Annotated in this window: 22 protein-coding genes; 13 read left to right on the top strand and 9 right to left on the bottom strand. The window is 72.0% G+C overall.

Going from position 1 to position 24619, the window contains the following annotated elements:
* Window positions 1-48: 48 nt before the first annotated feature.
* Both HNR67_RS30650 and HNR67_RS30655 read right to left on the bottom strand, forming a co-directional pair.
* Window positions 49-2166 carry a metallophosphoesterase gene (locus HNR67_RS30650; protein WP_185005648.1) on the bottom strand — a complete coding sequence of 706 codons (2118 nt, stop codon included), beginning with the start codon at window positions 2164-2166 and terminating at the stop codon, window positions 49-51.
* Between the two features lie 238 nt (window positions 2167-2404).
* The gene (locus HNR67_RS30655) at window positions 2405-2545 is read right to left on the bottom strand and encodes a hypothetical protein (protein ID WP_185005649.1); all 141 of its coding nucleotides are present in this window, start codon (window positions 2543-2545) and stop codon (window positions 2405-2407) included.
* A gap of 17 nt (window positions 2546-2562) precedes the next feature.
* Between HNR67_RS30655 and HNR67_RS30660 the strand changes: the two genes are divergently transcribed.
* The gene (locus HNR67_RS30660) at window positions 2563-2703 is read left to right on the top strand and encodes a hypothetical protein (RefSeq protein ID WP_185005650.1); all 141 of its coding nucleotides are present in this window, start codon (window positions 2563-2565) and stop codon (window positions 2701-2703) included.
* 5 nt (window positions 2704-2708) lie between these two features.
* Here the strand turns inward: HNR67_RS30660 and HNR67_RS30665 are convergent, their stop codons facing one another.
* The 3 genes from HNR67_RS30665 to HNR67_RS30675 form a co-directional block, all read right to left on the bottom strand.
* Window positions 2709-4442, bottom strand: a complete 1734-nt coding sequence (locus HNR67_RS30665; RefSeq protein WP_185005651.1) for an L-aspartate oxidase — start codon at window positions 4440-4442, stop codon at window positions 2709-2711.
* A gap of 61 nt (window positions 4443-4503) precedes the next feature.
* Complete coding sequence (locus HNR67_RS30670) at window positions 4504-5244, bottom strand: SDR family oxidoreductase (RefSeq protein ID WP_185005652.1); 741 nt, start codon at window positions 5242-5244, stop codon at window positions 4504-4506.
* Between the two features lie 52 nt (window positions 5245-5296).
* A complete protein-coding gene (locus HNR67_RS30675; protein WP_185005653.1) occupies window positions 5297-6643 on the bottom strand; it encodes an NAD(P)/FAD-dependent oxidoreductase in 1347 nt (448 codons plus the stop codon).
* Between the two features lie 224 nt (window positions 6644-6867).
* On the opposite strand from HNR67_RS30675, the gene HNR67_RS30680 reads away from it, so the two are divergent.
* The 3 genes from HNR67_RS30680 (at window position 6868) to HNR67_RS30690 (ending at window position 8974) form a co-directional block, all read left to right on the top strand.
* A complete protein-coding gene (locus HNR67_RS30680) occupies window positions 6868-7335 on the top strand; it encodes an RrF2 family transcriptional regulator (protein WP_185005654.1) in 468 nt (155 codons plus the stop codon).
* Between the two features lie 112 nt (window positions 7336-7447).
* On the top strand, window positions 7448-7882 hold the full coding sequence (locus HNR67_RS30685) for a cupin domain-containing protein (protein ID WP_185005655.1): 435 nt from the start codon (window positions 7448-7450) through the stop codon (window positions 7880-7882).
* Window positions 7883-8062: 180 nt separating this feature from the next.
* A complete protein-coding gene (locus tag HNR67_RS30690) occupies window positions 8063-8974 on the top strand; it encodes a sigma-70 family RNA polymerase sigma factor (RefSeq protein ID WP_185005656.1) in 912 nt (303 codons plus the stop codon).
* Here HNR67_RS30690 and HNR67_RS30695 read toward each other — a convergent pair.
* Window positions 8925-9887, bottom strand: a complete 963-nt coding sequence (locus HNR67_RS30695; RefSeq protein WP_185005657.1) for a sensor histidine kinase — start codon at window positions 9885-9887, stop codon at window positions 8925-8927. The genes HNR67_RS30690 and HNR67_RS30695 overlap by 50 nt on opposite strands.
* Before the next feature lie 140 nt (window positions 9888-10027).
* Between HNR67_RS30695 and HNR67_RS30700 the strand changes: the two genes are divergently transcribed.
* Together HNR67_RS30700 and HNR67_RS30705 are read left to right on the top strand one after the other, a co-directional pair.
* The gene (locus tag HNR67_RS30700) at window positions 10028-10588 is read left to right on the top strand and encodes an SRPBCC family protein (protein ID WP_185005658.1); all 561 of its coding nucleotides are present in this window, start codon (window positions 10028-10030) and stop codon (window positions 10586-10588) included.
* Window positions 10589-10681: 93 nt separating this feature from the next.
* Window positions 10682-10942, top strand: a complete 261-nt coding sequence (locus tag HNR67_RS30705; RefSeq protein WP_185005659.1) for a CDGSH iron-sulfur domain-containing protein — start codon at window positions 10682-10684, stop codon at window positions 10940-10942.
* On the opposite strand, the gene HNR67_RS30710 is transcribed toward HNR67_RS30705, so the two are convergent.
* A complete protein-coding gene (locus tag HNR67_RS30710) occupies window positions 10943-11968 on the bottom strand; it encodes an iron-containing redox enzyme family protein (RefSeq protein ID WP_185005660.1) in 1026 nt (341 codons plus the stop codon).
* 245 nt (window positions 11969-12213) lie between these two features.
* On the opposite strand from HNR67_RS30710, the gene HNR67_RS30715 reads away from it, so the two are divergent.
* Window positions 12214-13350, top strand: coding sequence for an acyltransferase family protein (locus HNR67_RS30715; RefSeq protein ID WP_185005661.1), 1137 nt, complete (start codon window positions 12214-12216; stop codon window positions 13348-13350).
* A gap of 125 nt (window positions 13351-13475) precedes the next feature.
* Complete coding sequence (locus HNR67_RS30720) at window positions 13476-16460, top strand: BTAD domain-containing putative transcriptional regulator (protein ID WP_185005662.1); 2985 nt, start codon at window positions 13476-13478, stop codon at window positions 16458-16460.
* A 1-nt stretch (window position 16461) separates the two neighbouring features.
* Here the strand turns inward: HNR67_RS30720 and HNR67_RS30725 are convergent, their stop codons facing one another.
* Entirely contained in the window at window positions 16462-17751 is a 1290-nt protein-coding gene (locus tag HNR67_RS30725; protein ID WP_185005663.1) for a glycosyltransferase, read from the bottom strand.
* Between the two features lie 82 nt (window positions 17752-17833).
* Here HNR67_RS30725 and HNR67_RS30730 point away from each other — a divergent pair, with 82 nt between their 5' ends.
* Both HNR67_RS30730 and HNR67_RS30735 read left to right on the top strand, forming a co-directional pair.
* Window positions 17834-18499: a response regulator transcription factor gene (locus HNR67_RS30730; RefSeq protein ID WP_185005664.1), complete on the top strand. Its 666-nt coding sequence runs from the start codon at window positions 17834-17836 to the stop codon at window positions 18497-18499.
* On the top strand, window positions 18496-19845 hold the full coding sequence (locus HNR67_RS30735; protein ID WP_185005665.1) for a HAMP domain-containing sensor histidine kinase: 1350 nt from the start codon (window positions 18496-18498) through the stop codon (window positions 19843-19845). Before HNR67_RS30730 ends, HNR67_RS30735 begins: the two co-directional genes overlap by 4 nt.
* Here HNR67_RS30735 and HNR67_RS30740 read toward each other — a convergent pair.
* On the bottom strand, window positions 19811-20338 hold the full coding sequence (locus tag HNR67_RS30740; protein ID WP_185005666.1) for an SgcJ/EcaC family oxidoreductase: 528 nt from the start codon (window positions 20336-20338) through the stop codon (window positions 19811-19813). The two genes, HNR67_RS30735 and HNR67_RS30740, sit on opposite strands and share 35 nt — an antisense overlap.
* 166 nt (window positions 20339-20504) lie before the next feature.
* Between HNR67_RS30740 and HNR67_RS30745 the strand changes: the two genes are divergently transcribed.
* Genes HNR67_RS30745 through HNR67_RS30755 form a run of 3 tightly spaced genes read left to right on the top strand, consistent with a single transcriptional unit; the run spans window position 20505 to window position 24490 of the window.
* A complete protein-coding gene (locus HNR67_RS30745; RefSeq protein ID WP_185005667.1) occupies window positions 20505-20978 on the top strand; it encodes a hypothetical protein in 474 nt (157 codons plus the stop codon).
* A gap of 22 nt (window positions 20979-21000) precedes the next feature.
* On the top strand, window positions 21001-23310 hold the full coding sequence (locus HNR67_RS30750) for a WD40 repeat domain-containing protein (protein ID WP_185005668.1): 2310 nt from the start codon (window positions 21001-21003) through the stop codon (window positions 23308-23310).
* Window positions 23294-24490 carry a cytochrome P450 family protein gene (locus HNR67_RS30755; RefSeq protein ID WP_185005669.1) on the top strand — a complete coding sequence of 399 codons (1197 nt, stop codon included), beginning with the start codon at window positions 23294-23296 and terminating at the stop codon, window positions 24488-24490. The genes HNR67_RS30750 and HNR67_RS30755 overlap by 17 nt, the downstream gene beginning before the upstream one ends.
* Window positions 24491-24619: the final 129 nt, after the last annotated feature.

Below are 24619 nucleotides of genomic sequence, written 5' to 3' on the forward strand. Positions count from 1 at the left end.
CCGGCCGGTGGGCGGGCGGCAACCCCCCACCGGCCGGGCTGTGCCGGATCAGCCGTTGACGATCTTCAGGTCGTCCAGCTGGGCCTCGATGAGGCTGGTGGCCCCGACATCGGCGGCCACCACCCGCACTCGCACGGTGCGGCCCGCGTAGGCGCTGAGGTCCGCGGTGGCCTGCTGCCAGCTCGCGGCCAGGTTGGCCGTGGCGCCCGCCTTCTCGAACACCGTGGTCGCGGTGGCGCCGTCGACCACCTGGACCCGCAGGTGGTCATCGGGGCCGGAGTCGTCGTGGGCGAAGTTGTAGGCGAAGGACAGGGTGGATTTCCCGGCGGGCAGGGTGATCGCCGGGGAGGTGGTCGTGGTGGTGCCGCCGTCGACGTCGTTGGCGCCGTAGGTGCTGCCCGCGGCGGCCGCGGTGACCAGGCAGTTGGCCCCGCTCGGCGGGGTGCCGGACTGCTTGACCTGGTTGGACTTGGTGGAGGTGGTCTCCGCGGGGTCGCCGCGCTCCCACTTGCCGCTACTGGCCGAGTCGCCACCGCCGGAGTTGGTGGTCCAGCCCTTCTCGGACTCGAAGTCGTCGGCGAAGACCGTGCCACCACCGCCCGAGCCGACGGTCACCGCCAGCGTCGCCGAACGGGTGCGGGTGCCCGAGGCGGCGTGCACGGTGACGGTGCTGGTGCCGTTGGCCGCCGAGGCGGCCGCGGTGAGGGTGAGTTTGGCGGTGGCCTTGCCGTTGGCGGGCGGGGTCACCGTGGCGGGGTCGAGTCTCGCGGTCACCCCGGCCGGCAGGCCGGTCGCGGACAGCTGGGTGGCCCCGGTGAAGCCGCCGGTGCTGGACACGGTGACGGTGGCCTCGGTGCTGCCGCCGGGGGTGACCGAGACGGCTGCCGGGGTCACGGCGGCGCCGAAGTCCGGGTTGCTGCTGGCCTTGTGGCAGCTGCCGGAGACCTTGTCGGTGAAGCTCTGCCCGGCCACCGGCAGGAACTCGCTGGTGTAGCCGGTGGCGGTGAGGGTCAGCTTGGCCACGCCGAAGGTCTTGGCGTTGCCTGCCTCGGTCGGACCCTTGGTGGAGCTGATCATGGCTCGCAGACCGGTGCCGCCGGTGCCCACCACGAGCTGGCGGATGCCGTTGGCCTCGTCCTTGGTGCCGTCGGGCCGGGCCGGGGCGAACCGCTCGTAGTTGTGGTCGTGCCCGGTGATCACCAGGTCGGCCTTGGCGTCGTAGAGGGCCTGGTAGAGCGGCTTCACCGAGACGTTGTCGCCGTGGTCGCCGCGGCTGAACAGCGGGTGGTGCCAGTAGGCGGCGGTGCACGGTTTGGTGTTGGCGGCCAGGTCGGCGCGCAGCCACTTCTCCTGCGCCGAGCCCGCGCCGCGGTCGATGTTGGAGTTCAGCGCGATGAAGTGCCAATCGCCGATATCGACGCTGTAGTAGCCCTTTCCGCGTTCGCCTGCCCTGGCGCCGTAGTAGTCGAAGTAGCCGGCCGCGCCTGCGGTCCGGTACTCGTGGTTACCAGCTGACGGAAACGTGCGGTCCTTGAACTTTCCCCAGTATGGGTCATAGTTCGACCGGTATTCAGACAATGAGCCGGAGCTGTAGGCGTTGTCCCCGGCGGTAATCACCGCGGTCGGATTGAATCCCTGGGTGAGGGTGGCGGTGCGGTCGCACTCCGAACCGCACATGTCGCCGACCGCGGCCACGGTGACCGCCGCCTCGGCCAGCGGCCTGCTGCCGACCTGGTAGGAATCCACCGCGAACCGGCTGGCCGGATCGCGCAGGCTGGGCGTGATCGTGACGCAGTCCCCCGGCAGCGCCCTGGTGTGGAAGGCCCGGCCCGGCCAGTGCCGCGCTTCCAGGGTCACGCTGCCACCGGCCGCGCCGGTGAGCTGAATCGAATCGGATCCGCGCAGGTCCAGACTGGTGAACCGCAGTCGAAGCCAGGTCGCTCCGGCCCGGCAGACCTGCTGTCCGGCGGAGTCGGCCAGGGTGCTCCCCCGGCCACCGGCTGCCACCGACATCCGCTCGGTCACCGTGCCCGGCTCCACGAGCTGGGTCACCTGCTCGACGGGATCGGAGGCGGCGGCGGCGACCAGCGCGCCGCCGGAGAGCATCAGCACACCCGCCACGGCGACTGGCGACCGCCAGCGCCGACTAGGTGGTTTGCGTCGCATTGTTACCTCTCCTGATCAAGGCGGCGGATTTTTCATCCGTTCACAGGGAGTTCAGGTGACGTTAACCTGGCGACTGATTCTGCGGTCGGCCCCACACGCTGTCAAGCAATCCACCTGGAAAAACGCGCGGCGAAGCCAAAGTTCAGATAGGTGAAATGTTCATATCCGCAAACCGAAATGGACTCGTTGAACCTACAACGAAAAAAGGTCGACGCGATCACGCAAAAGCGAGACCGGGTCAGCGGCCGTCGAGCAAACCGGCGGCCAGCGCGTGCAGCGCGGCGGCCAGCCGGTTGACCGGTGACGTGGTCGGCACGGTCGAGGCGCTCGAGCCAGGGGTGGATCCGGCGTTGCTGGGCGCTGGGCGGGTGATCGCCACCGCGGGTTCGGCGGGAGGTGGCCGAGCTGACCGCGCACTTCGCCGCCGGGCGGTTGCGCACGAGTGTCCACACGCGACTGCCACTGACCGAAGCCGTTGCCGCGCATCGGATCCCGGACGCCCGGGAGCAGCTCGGCCGGGTCCAGCTGGCGCACTGATCAGCTCACTCGACCAGTTTGCCCTCGCTGCTGACCTCCCGCATGAGCGCGGCGATCTCCGCCGGCACCGGCGGGATCGGCTCGCGGGTGATCCGGCCTGGCCCTGACCACACCAGGTTCACCCGCTGGGTCGGGTCCAGGTTCGGGAAGTCCGCGCGGTTGTGGCAGCCGCGGGTCTCCCGGCGTTCCAGCGCGGCCTCCAGGGTGGCGCGGGCGGCCAGCAGGGAGGCCTTGAGGTCGAAGGCGTGCGCGAGGTCCTGGTAGCCGGCCAGGTCGGGGTGCACGCCGAGGTCCTGGGTGCTGGCCTCGATCTCGCCGAGCCGGATCAGGCCCTCGACCAGGCCCAGTTCGTCGCGGACCACGCCGGCGTGTTCGGTCATGATGTCGCGCAGACCGCGTTGCAGGGCACGGATGTTCTCCGGGCCGTCGGCGGCCAGCAGTTCGTCCACCTCGGCGCGGGCCTCGGTCAGGGCGAGCGCGGAGCGTTGCTGCGCACCCAGGTTGGCCGAGTACTTGGCCGCGTGCTCGCCCACGATCCGGCCGTAGACCAGCAGTTCGATCAGCGAGTTGCCGCCCAGCCGGTTGGCGCCGTGCAGGCCGCTGGCCGCCTCGCCGATGGCGTAGAGGCCCTCGACGCCGGTGCCGTGGTCCTCCGGGCGGACCCACACCCCGCCCATCGAGTAGTGTGCGGTGGGCGCGATCTCGATGGGAGTCCTGGTGATGTCGAGCATCTGGAGTTCCAGCAGGGTCTGGTACACCCTCGGCAGCCTGCGCATGATCGTCTCGCGCGGCAGGTGCGAGACGTCCAGCCACACGCCGCCGTGCGGGGTGCCGCGACCCTCCTTGATCTCGGTGTAGGCGGCCAGCGCGACCCTGTCCCTTGTGGACAGTTCACGGCGGATGGGGTCGTAGCGCTCCATGAACCGCTCGCCGAGGGCGTTGCGCAGGATGCCGCCCTCGCCGCGGGCGGCCTCGGAGACCAGGGTGCCCGCCGCGGATTCCGGTTCGATCAGGCCGGAGGGGTGGAACTGGACCAGTTCGGGGTCGCGGATGCGGCCACCGGCCAGCACGGCCAGCCGGAAGGAGTCGCCGGTGTTCTCATCGCGCCGGGAGGAGGTGCGGCGCCAGATCCGGGTGTGCCCGCCGGCGGCCAGGATCACCGCGTCGGCGTGGATGAGGTAGCGGGACCCGGTTTCCTGGTCGAAGCCGTAGGCGCCGAAGACCACGTTGTCCCGCACCAGGATCCGGGTCACGTAACACCGGTCCAGCACCGGGATGTCCAGCTGGGCGGCCCGGTTGACCAGGGTGCGCTGGATCTCCAGACCGGTGTAGTCCCCGGCGAAGGCGGTGCGCCGGTGGCTGTGCGCGCCGAAGAACCGTTGCGAGATCCGGCCGTCGGCCTCGCGGGCGAAGGGCATGCCCCAGCGTTCCAGGTCCTCGATGCCGCGGGCGGCGTTCTCGGTGACGATGCGCACCGTCTCCGGGTGCGCGAGCAGGTAGCTCTCCTTGATGGTGTCCGCGGCGTGCTGCTGCCAGCTGTCCTCGGGATCCATTGTGGACAGTGCGGCGTTGATCCCGCCCGCGGCCAGGGTGGTGTGCGCGTCGGACTTGGCGCGTTTGCCGAGCACGAGCACGTCGATGCCGCGCTCGGCCAGTTCGATCGCGGCCCGCAGCCCGGCTCCGCCGGTGCCGATGACGAGCACCGAGGTGGCCAGCTGGATCTCGGCGGGTTGGCTCATGAGGTTCTCCGTTCAGGGGCGGCGGACCCGCGCGGGCGGCGGCCGCCCGCGCGGGGACGGGTCACTTGGCCAGCCAGTCCGACAGCGTGATCTGCCCGAGCAGCGAACCCTCGGCGGGCAGCAGGGTCTTCTCCGCCAGCTGGGTGCCGTAGTAGCGGGCGTTCGGGTCGGTGATCACCTTGCGGTCGTCGTCCCTGGCGGCCAGCACGGTGCGGATCCAGCCGTCCATGCCGAAGACCTCGGGACCGCCGATCTCCACCACGCCGTTGAGCGGCGCGCCGACCGAGGTGCGGGCCACCGCGGCGGAGACCTCGGCCGCGGCCACCGGCTGCACCCCGCCGTCGGGCAGGATGACCACGCCGTCGACGGTGGCGGAGTCCGCGATGCCGAGGCCGAACTCGAAGAACTGGGTGGCGTGCACCAGCGAGTAGGGCAGTCCGGAGTCGCGGATCAGCTTCTCCTGGGCCACCTTCGCCCGCATGTAGCCGGAGTCGGGGGTGCGCTCGGCGCCGACCACCGACAGCGCCACGTAGTGCCCGACCCCGGCGTCCTTGGCCGCGTCGATCAGGTTGGTGGTGGCGGTGCGGAAGAAGGCGAGCACGTCATCGTCGGCGAAGGAGGGCGAGTTGGACACGTCGATCACCACGTCCGCACCGGTCAGGACCTCCTTGAGGCCCTCGCCGGTGATGGTGTTCACGCCGGTGTTCGGCGAGGCGGCGACCGGGTCGTGGCCGTGTTCGCCGAGCCGGGCGACGACGTTCGAGCCGATCAGACCGGTTCCGCCGATCACGACGACCTTCATGACTTCTCCTTTTCGATCGCGTCCCGGTGGTTCCGGAACGCCCTTCGTCCAACTAGGACGGTTCGAGCGGCAGCTTTGTGACAGCGGGCGGTTCATCGCCGGTGACGAAGGCGGCCCTGGGCTGGGTGACCGCGGTCAGCGAGACGATGTCGCGCCCGAAGAACAGCGCGGCCAGCCAGATCGCGGCCACCCGGACCTTGCGTTCCCAGCTCGGCACCGCGAGCACGTGGTAGCCGCGGTGCAGCAGCCAGGCGGGCGGGCCGGTGAGCACGAGCCGCCGGTACTGGAAGATCCCTCGGCCCAGGCCGAGGGTGGCGATCGAGCCGAGGCTGTGGTGCAGGTAACGCCGGGGCTGCCTGCCGCGCAGGGTGGCGATGATGTTGCGCGCCAGGAGCTTTCCCTGCCGGAAGGCGTGCTGGGCGTTGGGTGTGGTGAGTGCGCCGGGCAGTGCCGAGGCCAGGTCGGGCACTGCCGCGTCGTCCCCGGCGGCCCAGGCGTCCGGCACCGGCTGTTCCTCGGTGCCCACCCGCAGGTCCGGGCGCACCACGACCAGGCCGCGGCCGTTGACCGGCAGGTCGGTGTGCCGGTGCACCACCGGGTTCGGGCCGTTCCCGGCGGTCCACACGATCAGCTCCGAGTCGAACTCCTCACCGGTGGAGAGCACCACGTGCCCGTCCAGCGCCGAGACCACGGTGGTGTCCAGGTGCACCCGCGCGCCGCGCTTCTCCAGCTCCCGCACCACCCAGCGGCCGGGCCGCTCGGTGACCTCGGGCAGGATCCGGCCGGTGGCCTCGACCAGGTGGAAGCTGAGGTCGGCCAGGGTCAGCGTGGGGTAGGACCGCAGCAGCGCGGTGGCCAGCGAGAGCACCTCGCCGAAGCCCTCCACGCCGGAGAACCCGCCGCCGACGAAGGTGACGGTGAGCAGCCTGCGCCGGGTCGGGCCGGGTGGCAGCGCGGCGGCCCGGTCGAAGGCGGTCAGGATCCGGTCCCGGATGGCCACCGCCTCCTCCACGTGCTTGAGGCCGATGGCCTGCTCGGCGATGCCGGGCACCGGGTGGGTGCGGGTGACCGCGCCCGCGGTGACCACGACCACGTCGTAACCGAGGCGGAACTCCGGGCCGTCCAGGGGACGTACCCGCACCTGCCGCCGGGCGTGGTCGATCTCGGTCACCCAGCCGGGCAGCAGCCGGGTGTGCGGCAGGTGCCTGCGCAGGGACACCGCGGCGTGCCGGGCCTCCACCGAGCCCGCGGCCACCTCGGGCAGGAACGGCTGGTAGGTCAGGTACGGCCGGGGGTCGATCACGGTGACCTCGGCCTCGCCCGGCCGCAGCCGCCTGGCCAGTCCGCGGGCGGCGTAGAACCCGGCGTAGCCACCGCCGATGATCAGGATTCGCTGCACGGCACGCTCCGTTCTGCTTGCTCCACCAGCTAGGACGACCTGGCCCGCCGGTTTGTGACAGCTCCGGGCACTTGACTTTGCCTAACCTGGATATTTAATGTCCAGGTTAGATCCGGCAAGCGAGGGGAGCGAACATGCGGCAGATCCCGACACCTGGAGACAGGCTGGCCGGACCGTGGGCGGAGGCCACGCCGTGGTGATCGCGGACCTACACTGTGGGCGAGATGAGACTGGGCAAGGGCGTCGAGTGGGCAGTGCACACGCTGCTCAACTTGAACATGGCCGAATCCGGGGCGCTGGGCACCCCGCAGCTGGCCCGCGCCCACGATCTGCCGCCCGCCTACCTGAACAAGCAGCTCCAGCTGCTGGTCAAGGCCGGGCTGCTGGTCTCATCCGTAGGGCCGCACGGCGGGTTCAGCCTGGCCAGGCCGGTCGAGGAGATCACCCTGCTCGACGTGGTGCTGGCCATCGAGGGCGACGAGCCGATGTTCCGCTGCGAGGAGATCCGCTGCCGGGGCACGATCGGCGAGCTGAGCCCTCGGCCGACCGGGCCGTGTCAGGTGAAATCGGCCATGCGCCGGGCTGAGCGCGCCTGGCACGAGGCGCTGGCCGGCCAGAAGCTGGCCGACATCCAGGCCGAACTGGACGAGGAGCCCGCGGTCCGCCGCATCGTCCGGTCCGCATTGGACTGATCCGTCCACAAAGGACGTTCCCGTACCGACTGCCGTTCCGGCCCGCGCTGAGCGATTGCCGGAAAGCGCTGTCCTACTTTGTCCTGCCCCAAAAACCCAAGGTGGAACAACGATGAGCACCGACCACTCGCACTCGATGCCCGGCCTCGGCTCGCCAGCAGCCCAGCCGGTGATCGAGGTCCTCGACACCGTGCCCGGCCCACCGCCGATCCCGGCTGGCGCCCAGGCGATGGCGCTGCGGATCACCCTGCCCCCTGGCAGCCCAGGCGCTCCCCCGCACCGCCACTCCGGCCCCGCCTACGGCTACGTGGTCCAGGGCGAGATCATCTTCGAGCTGGAGGGCGAGCCGGAGCGGATCATCCGGGCGGGCGAGGCGTTCTGGGAGCCCGGCGGCGACGTGATCCACTACCGCGGCGCGAACAACCTGGCCGACACCGAGACCGTGTTCGCGGTGACCCTGTTCAGTGCGCCGGGCCAGCCCATCCTCACCCTGGTCAGCCCAGAGGAACTGGCCCAGCGCGAGCATCTCCGGGCGCCCCGGCCCTGATCTCCCCCAGCTGATGCCGGGGGCGCGGAACCACCCGTGGGTGCGCGCCTTCCGGTTCCGTACCCCCGGCATCACCCCTTCGAGGCACTGATCGACAACGCCCCGCGAGTAGGATCGAGGTGAGTGGTGTTCTGGACCACGCAGGTGCCGCCGGCACGTGAGCGGGAGGACGTCGCACCCATGTCGGAGACCGCGAACGCGGACCTCGACCAGGCGTCCGCGGTGTTCAACGAGGTGCGCCCGCGGTTGTTCGGCATCGCCTACCGGATGCTGGGCAGTGCCCAGGACGCCGAGGACCTGGTGCAGGAGGTCTGGCTGCGCTGGCAGACCTGCGATCGCGCGGCGGTGCTCAACCCCGGCGCCTACCTGGCCACCGCGACCACCCGGCTGGCCATCAACGCCGGTCGCAGCGCCAAGACCCGGCACGAGTACTACCCCGGCCAGTGGCTGCCCGAGCCGGTCGACACCACCGCCGACCCGCAACTGGGCGCCGAACAGGATTCCGCGCTGGAACTCGCCGTCCTGCTGCTGCTGGAGAAACTCACCCCCACCCAGCGGGCCGCCTACGTGCTGCGCGAGGCATTCGGCTATCCCTACCCGCTGATCGCCGAGATCATCCAGGCCACCGAGACCTCGGCCCGCCAACTCGTGAGCCGGGCCCGCCGCCAGCTCGCGGAGGAACGGCGCACGCCCGCCACCGTGCCGGAACAACGCCGTCTGCTCACCGCGTTCGTGGCCGCCGCCCGCGAGGGCGATCTGCTTGCCCTGGAAGAACTCTTCGCCGCCGACGTGGTCAGCTACTCCGACGGCGGCGGGGTGGCCCGCGCGGCCCGCGTCCCGGTGCGCACCGCGAGGACGGTGGCCAAGTTCGTGCGTGCCTTCCACACCCGGTTCTGGGTCGGGGTGGAGGTCGAGTGGGTCCCGGCCAACGGGCACACCGGGGCGGTGTTGCGGCGGGACGGCGAGGTGTTCGCGATGATCACCGTGACGGCCTCGGCCGAGGGCATCCACGAGATCCACTGGATGCTCAATCCCGGCAAGCTCACCGGGTACGGGGCTGTTCGTCCGTCCGTTGTGGACGGTCACGGCTGAGGCGGAGCAGCACGCGCAGGGTGCTGCCAGCCGGACCGGTGTGCAGGCGGACCAGGTCGGCCAGGTCGTTGATCAGCCACAGGCCGCGCCCGGAGTGACCGGCCGGGTCGGGTGGCAGGCGCCCGGCCAGCGGGTCAGCGAGGTGGCCGCCATCGCTGGACTGGCAGAGCAGGTGACCATCGGCCGACCACAGGGCCAGTCGCGCGGTGCCGTCGGCGTGCCGGAGGGCGTTGGTGATGAGTTCGGTGGCGATGAGTTCCAGCTCCGGCACCCGGTTGGCGGCCAGGCCGAGGCGCTCGGCCTGCTCGACGACGAAGCGGCGGGCCGCGTGCAACTGGGTGACCGCGGTGATGGTGAGCACGGCGGCGCCCGCGGGTTCGGGCAGTGGTTCGTTGTAGCGGGCGAGCATGTCATCGGGGGCGTAGTCCGGACTGGGCACGGGCCGTCCGGACTGCCACAGCACCGGGTGGGTGGCACGGGCGTCCGCGAGCACCCGGGTGGGCAGCCGGGAGGAGTTGTAGGGGCACAGGATGGTCAGGTCGCGTTCGGCGAAGGCCAGGTTGATCAGTGCCTCGTGCTGGACGCAGGCCGGGTACTCGGCCTCGCTGCGTCCGGCCCAGATCGGCTCGCCGACGATCCGCGCCGGCTTGCCCGCGTGCCGGTCGGCGAACTGGCTCAGCACCTGGGGGATGATCCGCCCGGGGTTGCGGCCGGCCTCGGTCATGTCCAGCAGGAAGACCTCGCGGGCGAGTGGGCCCAGGGCCGCGCGCAGCACGGTGAGGCGGTCGCCGGGGACGGCCGCGGCCACCGGGAGGCCCAGGTGCAGCCCTTCGGCGAGGAACGGGACCAGGGCGGCGCGGTACTCGTGGTCGTCCCGGTAGAACACCGCGGGGTGGGTGAAGGGGCTGGTCATCCGGCCTCCTCCGCCCTGGGCTGAGCCCTTCCTACCTGAGCGGGAACCACCGTGTCCACTGAGATCGCCGGTCCGGGTCACGTGTAGACCGGCGCGGGCCGGGTACACCGGGGTCGACCACGCCAACTCAAGGAGATGCCGTGACGACCATCGAGAAGTCCGTGGACGTGGCGGTGCCGGTGAGCACCGCCTACAACCAGTGGACCCAGTTCGAGACCTTCCCGCGCTTCATGGAAGGCGTTGAGCGCATCACCCAGCTGACCCCCACCCGCACGCACTGGCAGACGAAGATCGGCGGAGTGGAGCGGGAATTCGACGCCGAAGTGACCGAACAGCACCAGGACGAGCGAATCGCTTGGTCCACAGTGGACGGTCCGCCGCATGGCGGGGTGGTCACCTTCCACCGGCTGGACGCGCACAGCACCCGGGTGCACCTGCAGATGGAGTACCACCCCGAGACGCTGACCGAGAAGGCAGGCGCGGCGCTCGGCGTGGTGCAGCACCGGGTGACCGGCGATCTGGCTCGCTTCAAGGAGTTCATCGAGAACCGGGGCGCGGAGACCGGGGCCTGGGAGGGAGACGTGCCGCGTCCCCCTCAGGTCGGTGAGACCGGGCAGCACGGCGGGACCGCGCCGCGGCCGGAGGTCCCGGGTCCGACCGGGACGCCCAAGCCGGGCGATCCGCCGCAGTACCGCCGGTAGGACAGCACCGGAGGCCCCGGCACCTGAGCGTGCCGGGGCCTCCGGCTTGGCCGGGCCAGGTGTGGGCTCACCCTGGTGGGGTAACCGGTGGCCATGGAACAGTCTGGCGCGCAGCGGCCCGAGGTCACCATCACGCCGTGTGCGGACGGTCCGCTGCTGGTACGCGGAGCGGTGGAGCTGCGCACCCAGGACGGTGAGCTGATCGACCCCGGCCGGGCCACCATCGCGTTGTGCCGGTGCGGCCGCTCGGCGATCAAGCCCTTCTGCGACGGCAGTCACAAGGTGGCCGGGTTCCGCGCGCCCAGCGGCCCGCTCCGCGACCCGCTGCGGCCGGAGCCGGACAGCGCCGGGTAATCAGGCGACCGCCGGGGCCGGGGTGGCCCGCAGCGAGGACTCACCGCGCTCCCATCGGGTGAGCAGGTGGGCGGCCATCAGGTTGTCCACCGCGAGCGCGCAGGCCGCGCCGAAGAGGATGCCCTCGACGGCATCCGGGTGGTCCTGGGCGTAACCACCGCACAGTTCGTAGGCGGCGATCTGCTCGTGCACGGCGTCGGCCTCGACGTGCTCGTCGTAGAAGCGGGTGGTCCCGGCGTCGTGGCCGAGGCGGCGCAGGCCGTTGCCATAGCGGCGGTTGGGCAGCGAGGAGGTCATCTCCAGCACCGCCAGGTGGCCCAGCAGGGCCGGAGTCCACTGCCGCCGCAACCCGAACAGGGACATCGTGTTGCTCACCGCCAGCGTCACCCCCGGCACCCGGTCGAGGAAGGCGCCGTAGGCGTCGTCCAGGCCCAGACCGCGCATCATGGTCCGGAACAGCTCGGAGTGCATCAGCTCGAACCGGCCGCCGCCGTACTCATCGGACTGGATCTCCACCAGCGCCGCCTTGGCCCGGCCGCCGATGCGCGGGATGGCCCAGCTGTGCGGGTCGGCCTCCTTGAGGTGGTAGATCGAGCGGTGCGCGACGAACTCGCCGAACTGCTCGGGCGATGCCTGGCGTTGCAGGTAGGGCGCGAGCGCGGGCCCGTCATCAGCCTCGATCAGCTCCTTGAGCGCGCCGGGCAGCACCTCGGGCGGCACCGCGGAGATGGGTGCGACGAGTCCGCGCAGGGCGGGCACGAACCGGTCCTCCAGGGTGCGGCGCAGGGCCAGCAGGGACGGTTCGGACTCCCAGGCGTGGTCGACCTCGGCGAAGCCGCGGTAGCTCAGCTCGTAGCAGATCCACAGGCTCAGCTGCAGGTCGTCGTCGTGCAGCACCGACTCAGGGGTGCCGGGCCGGGCCTGGTTCGCGAGTTCGGCCAGCGCGGCCGGCAGCGGTCGCGGTGGCTGGGTGAGCTGGGTGAGCAGGGCCGCGCTGATCGGACCACGGGGCTTGGGTGTGCGCACGGCTGGTGTCCTTTCTGGACTGACCAAGACCTCATAGGAGCTACCCGGCCACGGCAGGCGGCACACCTCGGCCGGGGTAGGTCACAGTGCGCGTCGCGCGCCACACCGGTCCCGCCCGCCGCCCGAGCCCGCTCCTGCACCTGTTCTGTACCCCGGCCCCCTCGGGTGCAGCCGCGCGCCAAGTCCGCCGCCAGCCCCGCGCACTACCGTGACGCCCACTCGCTCGTACGCACCGGAGGTGTCCCGTGGGCGCTGTGCCCGTGAGCCCGGCCCAGGCAGCGGCGGCGCGGCAGACCAGGTTGCCCTCACTGACCGGGATGCGGTTCGTGGCGGCGGTCATGGTCTTCGCCACGCACGGGATCTTCGTGAACGTGCTGGCCGACGAGGCGGTGCTGGCCGGGTACCGGGCGGTGGCGATCAACCTGGGTTCGGTGGGGGTGTCCTTCTTCTTCATCCTCAGCGGGTTCGTGCTCACCTACGCCGCACCGCCGGGAGACCCGCTGAAGCGGTTCTGGCGCAGACGGTTCTTCAAGATCTACCCCAACCACGTGCTGCTGTTCGGGGTGACCGCGTTGCTGGCCGGACTGCCCGCGCTGTGGCTGTGGCTGCCGAATTTGTTGCTGCTGCACGGCTGGTGGCCGAACTACCAGCTGATGACCAGCATGAACGCGGTGAGCTGGACGCTGTCCTGCGAGATGTTCTTCTACGCCATGTTCCCGTTGCTGCACCACTGGATCCGCCGCATCCGGCCGGACAACCTGGGGCGCTGGACGGGTGGGGTGATCGCGGTGACCATCGCCATCCCACTGCTGTCGCACTTCGTCATCCCGGTGGGGCCCAAGCCGATCGCGAGCACCGAGATCGGCTTGTACGAGCTGTGGTTCTCCACCCACTTCCCGCCCACCCGCGCACTGGAGTTCCTGCTCGGCATGCTGTGCGCGCGGATGTTGCTGCTGGGCCTGGCCCCGCGGATCGGGATGGGCGCCTCGACCGCGGTGCTGCTGGCCTGTTACGTGCCGAGCCTGTGGCTGCCGCCGGTGTTCACCCAGGTGGCGATGTGGACCATTCCGCTCGCCTTGCTGACCACCGCGCTGGCCAGGGCGGATGTGGAGGGGTCGTTCTCGCCGTTGCGGGGTCGGACGCTGGTGTTCCTCGGCGACACCACCTACGCGTTCTACCTGACACACGCGATGATCCTGGGCACGGTGACCTACAGCGTGCAGCGGTTCGCCGGGCCGGGCTCGGTCGGGCTCGGGGTGCTGGTGTTGCTGGGGTGCTTCGTGCTGGCGATGGGGGTGGCGGCGTTGTTGTTCGTGGGGTGGGAGCGGCCGATCATGCGGCGGTTCAGCCGGCCGGGGGTGGCGGTGGCGCGGAAGCGGTGAGCGGACGGCCTGTTTCGTCACGCTCGGCCAGCGGACGATCACCGATCCTGGAGCTAGATCAGACTTTTCTTTGCAGGTCAGGGCCGTGGTAGCGCTCTCATCCAGGGCTGTGAATACTCCCGGGAATGCGCTTTCAGCTCCTGGGTCCGGTTGCCGTGCTCGACTCGGCGGACCGGCCCATCGCCCTGCCGGGGGCACGGGCCAGGGCGGTGCTGGCGTTGCTGGCGCTGGCCGCGCCCGGGGTGGTGACGCGGGCCCGGTTGCTGGAGACGGTGTGGGTGGACGGGACCGCCAAGGATCCGGTGAACGCGTTGCTGGTGCAGGTGGCCAAGCTGCGGGCTGCACTGTCCACTGTGGAGGTGGAGCCGCGGTTGCTGTCCGAGCCCGGCGGGTACCGGCTGGTGGTGCGGCCGGGTGAGCTGGACGTGGCCGAGTTCGCCGCCGAACTCGCGCGGGGGAGGGCGGAACTGGCGCTGGGGCGGCACTACGCGGCCGCGACCATCCTGCGGGGCGCGCTCAACCGCTGGCGGGGGCCCGCGCTGGCGGGGCTGGAGCTGGCCGGTGGCGAGCGGGCGCGGCTGACCGAGCAGCGGCTGGCCGCGGTGGAGGCGGTGGCCGAGGCGGAACTGGCGCTGGGCGAGCACACCGCGTTGATCCCGGAACTGGCCGCGCTGACCACCGAACACCCGCTGCGGGAGCGGCTGGCCGGACTGTTGATGACCGCGTTGCACCGGGCTGGACGGCGACCCGAGGCACTGCACGTCTACGCCTCGCTGCGGGAGCGGCTGGCCGAGGAACTCGGGGTCGAGCCGGGGGCGGAACTGCGGCACCTGCACCTGGACCTCCTCCGTGCCGAACACGGGGAATCGCCGCAGCAGCAGGGGAATCTGCCGCTGCCGCTGGGTGGGCTGATCGGGCGGGAGCACGAGCTGGCGGGGCTGACCGGACTGCTCGACCGGCACCGCCTGGTCACGTTGTGCGGGCCCGGCGGGGTGGGCAAGACCCGCACCGCGCAGGAGGTCGCGCATCGCTCGCGCGGGCCGTATCCGGACGGGGTGTGGCTGGTGGAGCTGGCCGCGTTGCCCAGGGACGGACAGGTCGCCGAGGCGATCAACGCCACCCTGCTGCCCGAGGAGGGCGATACCGGCGCCGGGCGGGCCGGGCCGGTGCTTGACCGGTTGCTGGCCTACCTGCGGGACCGGGATCTGTTGCTGCTGCTGGACAACTGCGAGCACGTGGTGGCCGACGCGGCCGCGGTGGCGCGCACCCTGCTCGGGCACTGTCCCCGGGTGCGGGTGCTGGCCACCAGCCGGGAGGCGCTGGGCGTGGCCGGGGAACGGCTCGCCCCGCTGCGGCCATTGCCGGTGGCGGCGGCGGTCACGTTGTTCCGGGACCGGGCCGAGGCACTGGCCCCTGCCCTGCCCGCCGACGCGGCCACCGGTGCGGCGATCCGGCGGGTGTGCGCGCGGCTGGACGGGTTGCCGCTGGCGGTGGAACTGGCCGCGGCGCGCACCCGGCTGCTGCCGGTTGCCGAGATCGAGGCCCGGCTGGATGACCGGTTCCGGTTGCTGGACAACACTTCCCGGCACGCGCCTGCCCGGCACCACACCCTGCGGGCGGTGCTGGACTGGAGTTTCGAGCTGCTGCCGGAGGTGGAGCGGCGGGTCTTCGGCGCGCTGTCGGTCTTCCACGGCGGGGCCAGCCTGGCCGCGGCGGAACTGGTGTGCGCGGAGCCGGATCTGCCGCCCGGTGCGGTGCTCGGCGTGCTGGCCAGGCTGGTGGACAAGTCGTTGCTGACCCCGGTGCCGGCGCCCGGCGGCACCCGCTTCCGGATGCTGGAGACGATAAGGGACTACGCGCGCTCCACTGTGGACGGTGAGCGGGAGATCGAGCTGCGGGACCGGCACGCGCGGGCGATGCTGGCGCTGGCCACCGAGGTCGGCGAGCAGCTGGCCGGGCCACGCCAGCACGAGCTGATGACCAGGGTGCTCGACGAGCTGCCGGACCTGCGCGGCGCGAGCACCTGGCTGCTCAGCCGCAAGGCGAGCACCCGCGCGCTCAGGCTGCACGCGCTGCTGGGCTACTTCTGGTACATCAGCGGCCGGGAGGCCGAGGGCTGCGAATGGCTCGGGCGGGCGGTGGACTGCCACGACGCCCACCCCGAACCCGACGCCGAGTATCCGCTCGCGCTCGCGTTGGGCTGGCTCGGCTGGTTCGGCAAGCTCTCCGGCGGGCTGGCCGACCCGTGGGCCGCCGCCGAACGGTTGCGCCGGATGTGGCTGACCACCGACCACCCGATGCTCAAGCGCGGCACCGCGGTGGCGGTGGCCGCGCTCGCCGTGCAGCTGCGCGCGCCGGCGGAGGCGGCGGTCTGCCTGGCCGAGGCGGAGACCGCGCTGGCCGCGGAGACCAGGCCCTGGCTGCGCTCGGTGCTGGACGGCGTCTGGTCGGAAAAACACCGCAGGGACGGCAATCTGGCCGCCGCGATCACCGCCGCCGAACGCGGGCTGGCCTTCTCCGAGCGGGCAGGCGACCACTTCGGCATCGTCTACTCCCAGCTCCGCCTCGGCGATGCCGAGGAGCACGCCGGGCACCTGGCCAGGGCGCGGGCGCGCTGGTCGGCGGCCAGGGACACCGCGGCGGCCGGGCACGCCCCGGTCAAGGGCGGCTACGCCCAGCTGCGCCTGGCCTACCTCGACCTCCAGCTCAGCCCGGACGAGGCGGCCGGTGGGCTGATCGCGGTGCAGCGCATCGCCGAGGAACTGGCCGCCGACGACCTGCGGGCCGCGGCCACCAACCTGCTCGGCCTCGCCTACCGCCGCCTCGGCGAGACCACCGCCGCCCGCGCCGCCTTCCGCGCGGTGTGCGGGCAGAGCCGGGCGCACCCGATCCGGGCCGCGGTGGCGGCGGCGCACCTGGCGCTGCTCGAACCCGGCGCGGACCGGTGGGTGGCGCGGTCGCGGGAGGCGGTGCGGGCGGTCACCGATGTGCTGCCAAGGGCGGCGCTGCTGGCGTTGCTGCGGCGGGAGGCCGAGGCCGTCTGCCTGGACCCGGTGCGCGCGGTGCTGCCCGCGCACCCGCGCACCACCGCGCTGGCCGCCCTGGTCTGACTCAGACCCGTGCGCCCACCAGCAGGTTCTCGATCAGGGTCGCGGCGGTGACGCCTGCGTCCTTGGCGCGGTAGCCGGCGGCCAGCCCGGTGGCGCTGGCCGCGTAGCCGGGGTTGGCCAGCAGCGTGCGCACCGCCGCCCGGATGGCCCGCTCCGAGGGCTTTCCGGTGCGCAGGTTGATCCCGGCGCCGGTGCGGGCCACCCTGGCGGCCACCTCGGGCTTGTCCTCGCTGCCCCCGGCCACCACCAGCGGCACCCCGTACGAGAGCGCCTTCTGCACGCCGCCGAAGCCACCGTTGGTGATCATCGCGGACAGCTCGGGCAGCAGCCGGTCGTGTGGCAGGAACGGGGCCAGCAACGCGTTGCGCGGCGGGTCGGGCACCTGGTGCGCGCCGGTGCCCGCGACCACCAGGACGTCCTCCTCGGCCAGGGCGCGCAGAGTGGGCAGCACCAGGTGGTCCAGGTCGGTGTCGGCCACGGTGCCCTGGGTGACGTGCACGATCGGCCGCCGGGCCGCGGCCAGTTCCGGCCACCAGGCGGGGAGCCGGGCGGGCGGCGGCGGGTCCAGCAGCGCGCCGACGAACTTCACCTGCGGCGGCAGGGTGCTGCGCGGGTGCTCGAACTCGGCCACCCCGTTCTGCAGGTGCAGGTGCCGGGACACCGAGCCGATCGCCCTGGCCGCGGGTGCGGGCAGGCCGAGGGCGCGGTGCAGCTGGTCGCGGTGGGCCAGCACCGGCCGGAACACGATCCGGTCCAGCACGAACCGCAGCGCCTGGTCCCGGAACCGGTGCAGTGGGCTGGTGCCGGGGGCCAGGCCGGGGCCGAAGGGCGGCACGTCCGGGTCGGGCAGCATCAGCGGGCTGGTGCCCACGCTGATCGCGGGCGGGCCGCCTAGCAGGTCCAGCACGGCCGCGCCACCGTAGGAGCTGTCGTAGATCAGTGCGTCTACCGACCGGTCGGTAGAGAGTGCGCGCAGGTCGGCGACCTGAGCCGGGATCGGGTCGAGGAAGATCCGCCTCATGTCGAAGCGCAGCTGGGCCAGGCCGCGCAGCCTGGCCCGCTCCGGGAACAGCTCGTCGATGGAGCGGCCGAGGTGGTCGTGTTCGGCGTTCATCGGCGCGAACCCGGCGCCGGTGGCGGTGATCCGCTCGGCGAAGACCCGTCCGGTGCACCAGGTGACCCGGTGCCCGCGCTCGACGAGGGCGCGCGCGATGGGCAGCAGCGGGCCGACGTGGCCCGGCACCGGCATGGTGGCGAAGATGATCTGACGACTTCGGGTGCTGCTCGACATGGCCGCACCAGATCAGCCGCGGCTTTCCGGATCCTTTCCGCGCACGTCAGCCGGGGTGGCGCCGGCGTGCGAGGATGCGCGCGTGCGAGTGCTGTTGGTTGAGGACGACGAGCCGATCGCCGAATCGCTGCGCCGGGGCCTGCGCCGCTACGGCTTCGAGGTCGACTGGGTGCGCACCGGCGCCGAGGCGCTGGCCGCGGCCGAGGCGGAGCTGGTGCTGCTGGACCTCGGACTGCCGGACACCGACGGGCTGGACGTGTGCCGGGAACTGCGGGCGCGTGGGGACGTGCCGATCATCGTGATCAGCGCGCGCAGCGACGAGGTCGACCGGGTGGTCGGGCTGGAGATCGGCGCGGACGACTACGTCACCAAGCCGTTCGGCGTGCGCGAGGTGATCGCCCGGATGCGGGCCGTGCTGCGCCGGGTCCGCCCGCCGGAGGCCGCCGCGCAGGCCCAGCCGGACCGGTACGGGCAGCTCACCCTCGATCGGCGCGGCCGACGCTCCTATTTGGACGGTGCGGAGGTGTTGCTGACGCCCAAGGAGTACGACCTGCTGGCCTTCCTCACCGAGGAGCCGGGCGCGGTGTTCACCAGGGAACAGATCATGGAAGCGGTCTGGGACGCCAACTGGTTCGGTCCAACCAAGACCCTGGACGTGCACATCGGCTCGCTGCGGCGGAAGTTCCCCGGCGCCTTCGCCATCGAGACCGTGCGCGGGGTCGGCTTCCGGCTGGTCGTCTCCGCATGATCCGCCAGCTGGTCGCCAGCTACGTGCTGCTCATCGCGCTGGCCATCGCCGCGTTCACCGTGCCGGTGGCCTTCACCCTCACCGCCCAGCTGGAAGGCGACCTGGAACTGTCCGTGCGCCGGGAGGCCGACACGGTCGCGCTGCTGCTGGCCGCCCCGGACGAGCCCTCCCGGCAGGCTCTCGACCGGTTGGTAGGCGCGTACCAGCAGCAGACCCTGGGCCGGATCGAACTGCTGCCAGCCGACTCCCCGGAAGCCAAGGCAGGCACCAACTCCGCGCGGTGGACCCACTCCCCCGTGCTCGGCGCGGACGCCCTGGTGCTCACCGTCCCGGCCCGCCGACCGGACGGGACCGTCGCCGGTTCGGTGCGGGTGCACTACCCGGAGGCCCCCCTCGAACGGCGGCTGTGGCAGATCTGGGGTTTCCGCGCCGCACTGGCCATCGGCGTGCTGGTGGTGGCGGCCGCGGCCGGTGTGCTGGTGGCACGCAGGCTGACCCGGCCACTGCGGGAGCTGACCAGGATGGCCGCCCGGTTCAGCGACGGCGACCTGCGCGCCCGCTCGGCCGAGACCGGCCCACCCGAGACCCGCACCCTGGCCCGCACCCTCAACTCCGGCGCGCAACGACTGGGCACCCTGGTCGACGCGCAACGCGCCTTCGTCGCCGACGCCTCGCACCAGCTGCGCACCCCGCTGACCGCGCTGCGGCTGTCCCTGGACAACATCGGCGAGGAGGTCACCGACGAGCACACCCGCGAGGACGTGGACACCGCCACCGCCGAGGTGGTGCGGATGAGCAGGCTGGTCAACGGTCTGCTCGCACTGGCCAAGGCCGAGGGCCAGGTCGCCGCGCCGGAACCGGTCGGCGTGGCCGAGCTGGTCAGGGACCGGTTCGAGGTGTGGACGCCGGTGGCCGCCGAACGCGGACTGCGGCTGCTGGCCGAACTGCCCGAGGAGGACCCGCACGCGCTGGCCGCGCCCGGCCACCTGGAACAGGTGCTGGACAACGTGCTCTCCAACGCCATCGAGGTCTCCCCCGACGGCGGCGCGGTCACCGTGCGCGCCACCGCCGAGGGCGACCGGGTGACCCTGGTCGTGCTGGATGAGGGACCCGGCCTGTCCGAGGCGGAACGGGCCAGGGCCTTCGACCGGTTCTGGCGTGGTCAGGGGCTGACCGGCCGGGGTGGCTCGGGGCTGGGCCTGGCCATCGTGAAGCAGCTGATCGCCGACGCCGCCGGGAGCGTGCGGCTGGAACCGGCTCCCGGCGGCGGACTGGCGGTGTGGATCACCCTGCGGGCGGCGGGGCGCGGGGTTACTTCTCCGGCATCGCCGAGGAGTGGTGGGTGACGATCAGCCACTGGCCGCGGACCTTCTCGTAGACGTAGCTGAAGCGAGCGTCCACAGTGGACCCGTCGCTGAAGCTGAAGCGGTAGGTGCCGTTGCTGGTGGCGGTGTTCCGGTCCAGCACGGTGATGGTGGAGCTGAGGATCCGGCCGCTGGGCCGCTTGGTCAGGAAGGTCTCGAAGTAGCGCACGATGCCCGCCCGGTTGGTGCGCACCTCGTTGGAGACTGTGGGCAGCAGCACCGCGTTGGGCGCGTACAGGTCGGCCACCACGTCCGGCTTGCCGGTGGCCAGCGCGGCGTTCCACTTGCCGAACAGCGCCGCTACCTCCCGCTCGGTCGGTTTGCCGCCGAGGTGCAGGCCGACCTCCCAGCCGGGCGCGCTGCCCGCGGGCTGGGGCTGGGCGAGTGCGGTGCCGGTGAACGCGGTGGCCGTGACGGTGGCCAGTAACGCGGTGCTGACCGCCGCGACCCGAACACCCTTGCTGATACGACGCATTGTTTCTCCTCTGTCCCGCTCAGTGGTGCTGATCTCCACTTTCGAGTGAGGCGGCTAGCGTCAGGACAGGCGATGGACAACGCCGAGTAAGGACATCACCAATTCGTGGAAGTGGGCCGGGAGAAATCCGGTCGCGTGACCCGGACCGGTGGCCGAGGATGTGGCCATGCAGGCGATCGTCCAGTGCGTCCAGACCTCGTGGACGAAGCTGTCCAGGGGCGGGCCCGAGGCCGCCCGCCGCAACGCGGCGCCGACCGCGTTCCCGCTGCCGTCACGACGACCGCCGTTCGTGCACGAGGTCCGGATGGACGAGCAGGGCGACTTCCAGCCGCGGTTCGACATCCGGGACGAAGAGCGCCCGGACTCGCCGGTGAAGCTGACGGCGGCCGACGGGCTGCTGCGGGTGCGGGTCGAGGTGACGCCGTACGGGATGCCGCGCCGCTGGCGACGCCCGCCCGCGCGGCGGATCGGACCGGGTGAGTGGCTGCGCTGGCAGGTCAACTACCGGTTCGTCGGCTGTTGCAGCGGCGAGTGGAACTACCGGCTGGACACGCTCAACATCGGCTACGGCGTCGAGGGGGCCGAGGTCTTCCTTGGCACGCCAACGCACATCGTGGACGAACGGGCCGAGCTGTTCTGACCCGCACCGGATACGGTGACGTGTGACTGACGAAGAGGCCGACTGGAGCGGGCGTCTCGACCGGCTGCTGACGGAGCCCGGATTCCTCGCGGCCGCCTCGGTGCCCGCGTTGCTGCGCCGCCGTCAGCACACCACGGACCCGGCGACGCTGACGACACTCGCGGCGGTGGAACTGGCCGCCAACGCCTGGCACTCCGATGCCGACCGCCTGGACGCCCTGCACGTGGCAGCGCTCAAGGTCGGCCATCACCCGCTCGCGGACCGGCTGCGCCGACCGAACGGTTGGCACGCGCGCAACGCGCTGTGGCGCGGCACCCCACACCTGGTGGTGGAGCACAGCAGTGCCTATCCGCATCCCCTGGCGGCGGTGCCGATGCCGGACGGCTCCATGCTGCTCGCCAGCACCGGTGCGGGATACGTCGTCCGGCTGCGGGATGTCAGCACCGGTGAGCCGCGAGCCGAACTCCGCGGCCACACCGGGACCGTGCAAGCGCTGACCTCGCTGGTGCTGCCGGACGGGACCCTCGTGCTCGCCAGCGCGGGCGAGGACTGCCTGCGGCTGTGGCACCCGGCCACCGGTGAGCCGCACAGCCGGTTCGCCTACCCGCCCGGCGTGGACAAGGTGTACGACCTGGCGGTGCTGCCGATGCCGGACGGCACGGTACTGCTCGCGGGCGGCGGTCCCGGCCAGGCGGTGCGGCTGTGGGATCCGGCCACCGGCGAACTGCGCGCCGAACTCCTCGGCCACACCAACACGGTCTGGGCACTGGCGGTGCTGCCGATGCCCGATGGCCGCACCCTGCTCGCCAGTGGCGGCGACGACGGTGTGCTGCTGTGGGACCCGGTCACCGCCACCCGCTGCGACCTCCGGTTCCCGCTGCCCCAGTTCAACCGGGTGTACGCGCTGACGGCGCTGCCGATGCCCGACGGCACGGTGCTGCTCGCGGGCGCGGGCCATGACTACCACGGCAACCCCATGCTGAGCTTCAGCGAGCCGTGCGTGGTGCGGTTGTGGGATCCGGTCACCGGTGAGCTGCGCCGGGAACGGCACGGGCACCTCGGCCCGGTCCGCAGCCTCACCGCTGTCCGGGCGCCCGGTGGCGGCATGCTGCTGGCCAGTGCGGGCGAGGACCGGGCGGTGCGGCTGTGGGATCCCGCGACCGGGACCGAGCACAGCGCCCTGGAAGGCCATCCGGGCCGGGTGCACACCCTGGCCGCGGTGCCGACGGCCGACGGCGGCACCCTGCTCGCCACCGCGGGCGAGGACAGCTTCGTGCTGCGCAGTGCGGTCCGGCTCTGGGACCTGGCCGCCGGTGGCCCGCGCGGCACCGGCATCGGGCACACCGGCGAGGTGCGCGCACTGGCCGCGCTGCCGATGCCCGACGGCTCCACCCTGCTGGCCAGCGGCGGTGCCGATCACGTTGTGCGGCTGTGGGATCCGGTCACCGGCGAGCCGCACCGGGAGCTGCCCGGCCACGAACTCCCGGTCGCGGCGCTGATCACGATGCCGATGCCGGACGGCGGCACCGCCCTGCTCAGCTCGGACAGCCGGACGGTGCGACGCTGGGACCTCGACTCGGGCACGGCGGAGACGGTGGCGCACGTGTCCCGGAAGGAGGACGGCGGGCATGAGCAGGCGGTGCTGGTGCTGCCGGATGGCACCCGGCTGCTCGCCCGCGGCGCGTGCCAGATCCGGGACGGCTACGACTACGACGACGACTCGATGGACAAGTACGAGAAGTACGTGGACCTGCTGGAGGTCGGCAACCCGGCCTTCGACGGCGAGTACAGCTACGAACTCAACGGGCACAACACCGAGAACATCGGCGCGCTGGCGATCGTGCCGGTGCCGGACGGCGTGCCGCTGATCGCCAGCGCCGAGGACGACGGCATCCGGCTGTGGCACCCGGTTTCCGGCGAGCTGGTGCGCAGGCTCGACCACCGCGACGTGCACGCCCTGGCACTGGTGCCGGGACCGGACGGCGGCACCCTGCTCGCGGCCGCCGCGGGCAGCCAGGTACGGCTGTGGGATCCGCTGACCGGGTTGCCGCACAACGAGTTCAGCGTCCCCGAACACTCGATCTGGGCGTTCGTCGCGGTACCGGCTCCCGACGGCGGCACCCTGCTCGCCACCGCCGGACAGGATCGCGTGGTGCGGCTGTGGGATGCGGCCACTGGAGAACTCCGGCGCGAGTTGACCGGCCACACCGCCGGCGTGCACGCCCTGACCACCCTCACCCTGGCCGACGGCACGGTTCTGCTGGCCAGTGGCAGCGCGCACGGTGAGATCATCGTGTGGGAGCGAGGGAGCGCCGATGACACCGCAGGTTGAGCCGCTGGACAGTGATTTCCTGCAGGACCCGTACGCGGTGTACCGGCGGTTGCGGCAGCGCGGGCCGGTGCACCGGGTGGAGATCTGGGGCGGGGTGCCTGCCTGGCTGGTGACCCGGTACGCCGAGGCCAGGGAGTTGCTCGCCGATCCGCGGCTGGCCAAGGACCACCTGCGGGCCGAGCGGTTGTTCCCGCCGGGGTTCGCCGGTGGCGCGCGGTCGGGGTGGAACGCGAACATGCTGCACACCGATCCGCCCGACCACACCCGGCTGCGCAGGCTGGTGAACAAGGCGTTCGCGGCCAGGGCGGTGCAGCACCTGCGGCCGCGGATCGAGCAGGTCACCGACGAACTCCTGGACACCCTGGACCCCACCGGTCCGGTCGATCTGATCCAGTCCTTCGCGCTGCCGCTGCCGATCCGGATCATCGGGCTGCTGCTGGGCGTGCCGGAAAGTGATCATGAGCGGTTCACCGAGTGGAGCGAGCCGTTCATCGACTCCAGGGCCTCGTTCCGGCGGGGTTCGGCCGAGCGGGAGCTGGCCGAGTACCTGCCCCGGCTGCTGGCCGCAAAGCGGGCGAACCCGGAGCCGGACCTGCTCTCCGAACTGGCCGCCGCCTCCGCCGACGGCGACCGGCTGACCGAGGCCGAGTTGCTGACCATGACCTTCCTGCTGATCCTGGCCGGCTACGAGACCACGGTGAACCTGATCGGCAACGGCGCGCACGCCCTGCTGACCAACCCGGCCAGACTCGCCGAACTCCAGGCCAGGCCGGAGCTGCTGCCCGCGGCGGTGGAGGAGTTCCTGCGGATCGCCAGCCCGGTCAACATCGCCACCACCCGGTTCACCACCGAACCGGTGCGGATCGGCGAAGTGGAGATCCCGGCCGGGGAGTTCGTGCTGATCGGGCTGCTCGCGGCCAACCACGACGAGGTCCAGTTCACCGGCCCGGACGAGCTGGACTTCACCCGCGCGGTCAACGCGCACCTGGCCTTCGGGCACGGCATCCACTACTGCGTAGGCGCCCCGCTGGCCCGGCTGGAGGGTGAAGTCGCGCTCGGGCGGTTGCTGGCCCGGTTCCCGGGGATCGCTTTGGATGCGGACGCGCCCACCCCGGGACGGCGGCAGAGCACGTTGATGCACGGGCTGACCGCGTTGCCGGTGCGGCTGACGGCGGCGTAAGTCGGCGGTTAGGCCGGGTAAAGGGCTGGCTCTGGCGCGGGCGAGTACAACGTTGCATAGTGACGGGCGGGAGATCTGGGGGACTCCACGGGGGACGACCTTTCGCGCCCTGCGGCGCCGGCATCTCCG

The sequence above is a fragment of the Crossiella cryophila genome (genome assembly GCF_014204915.1).
Classification (GTDB): Bacteria; Actinomycetota; Actinomycetes; order Mycobacteriales; family Pseudonocardiaceae; genus Crossiella; species Crossiella cryophila.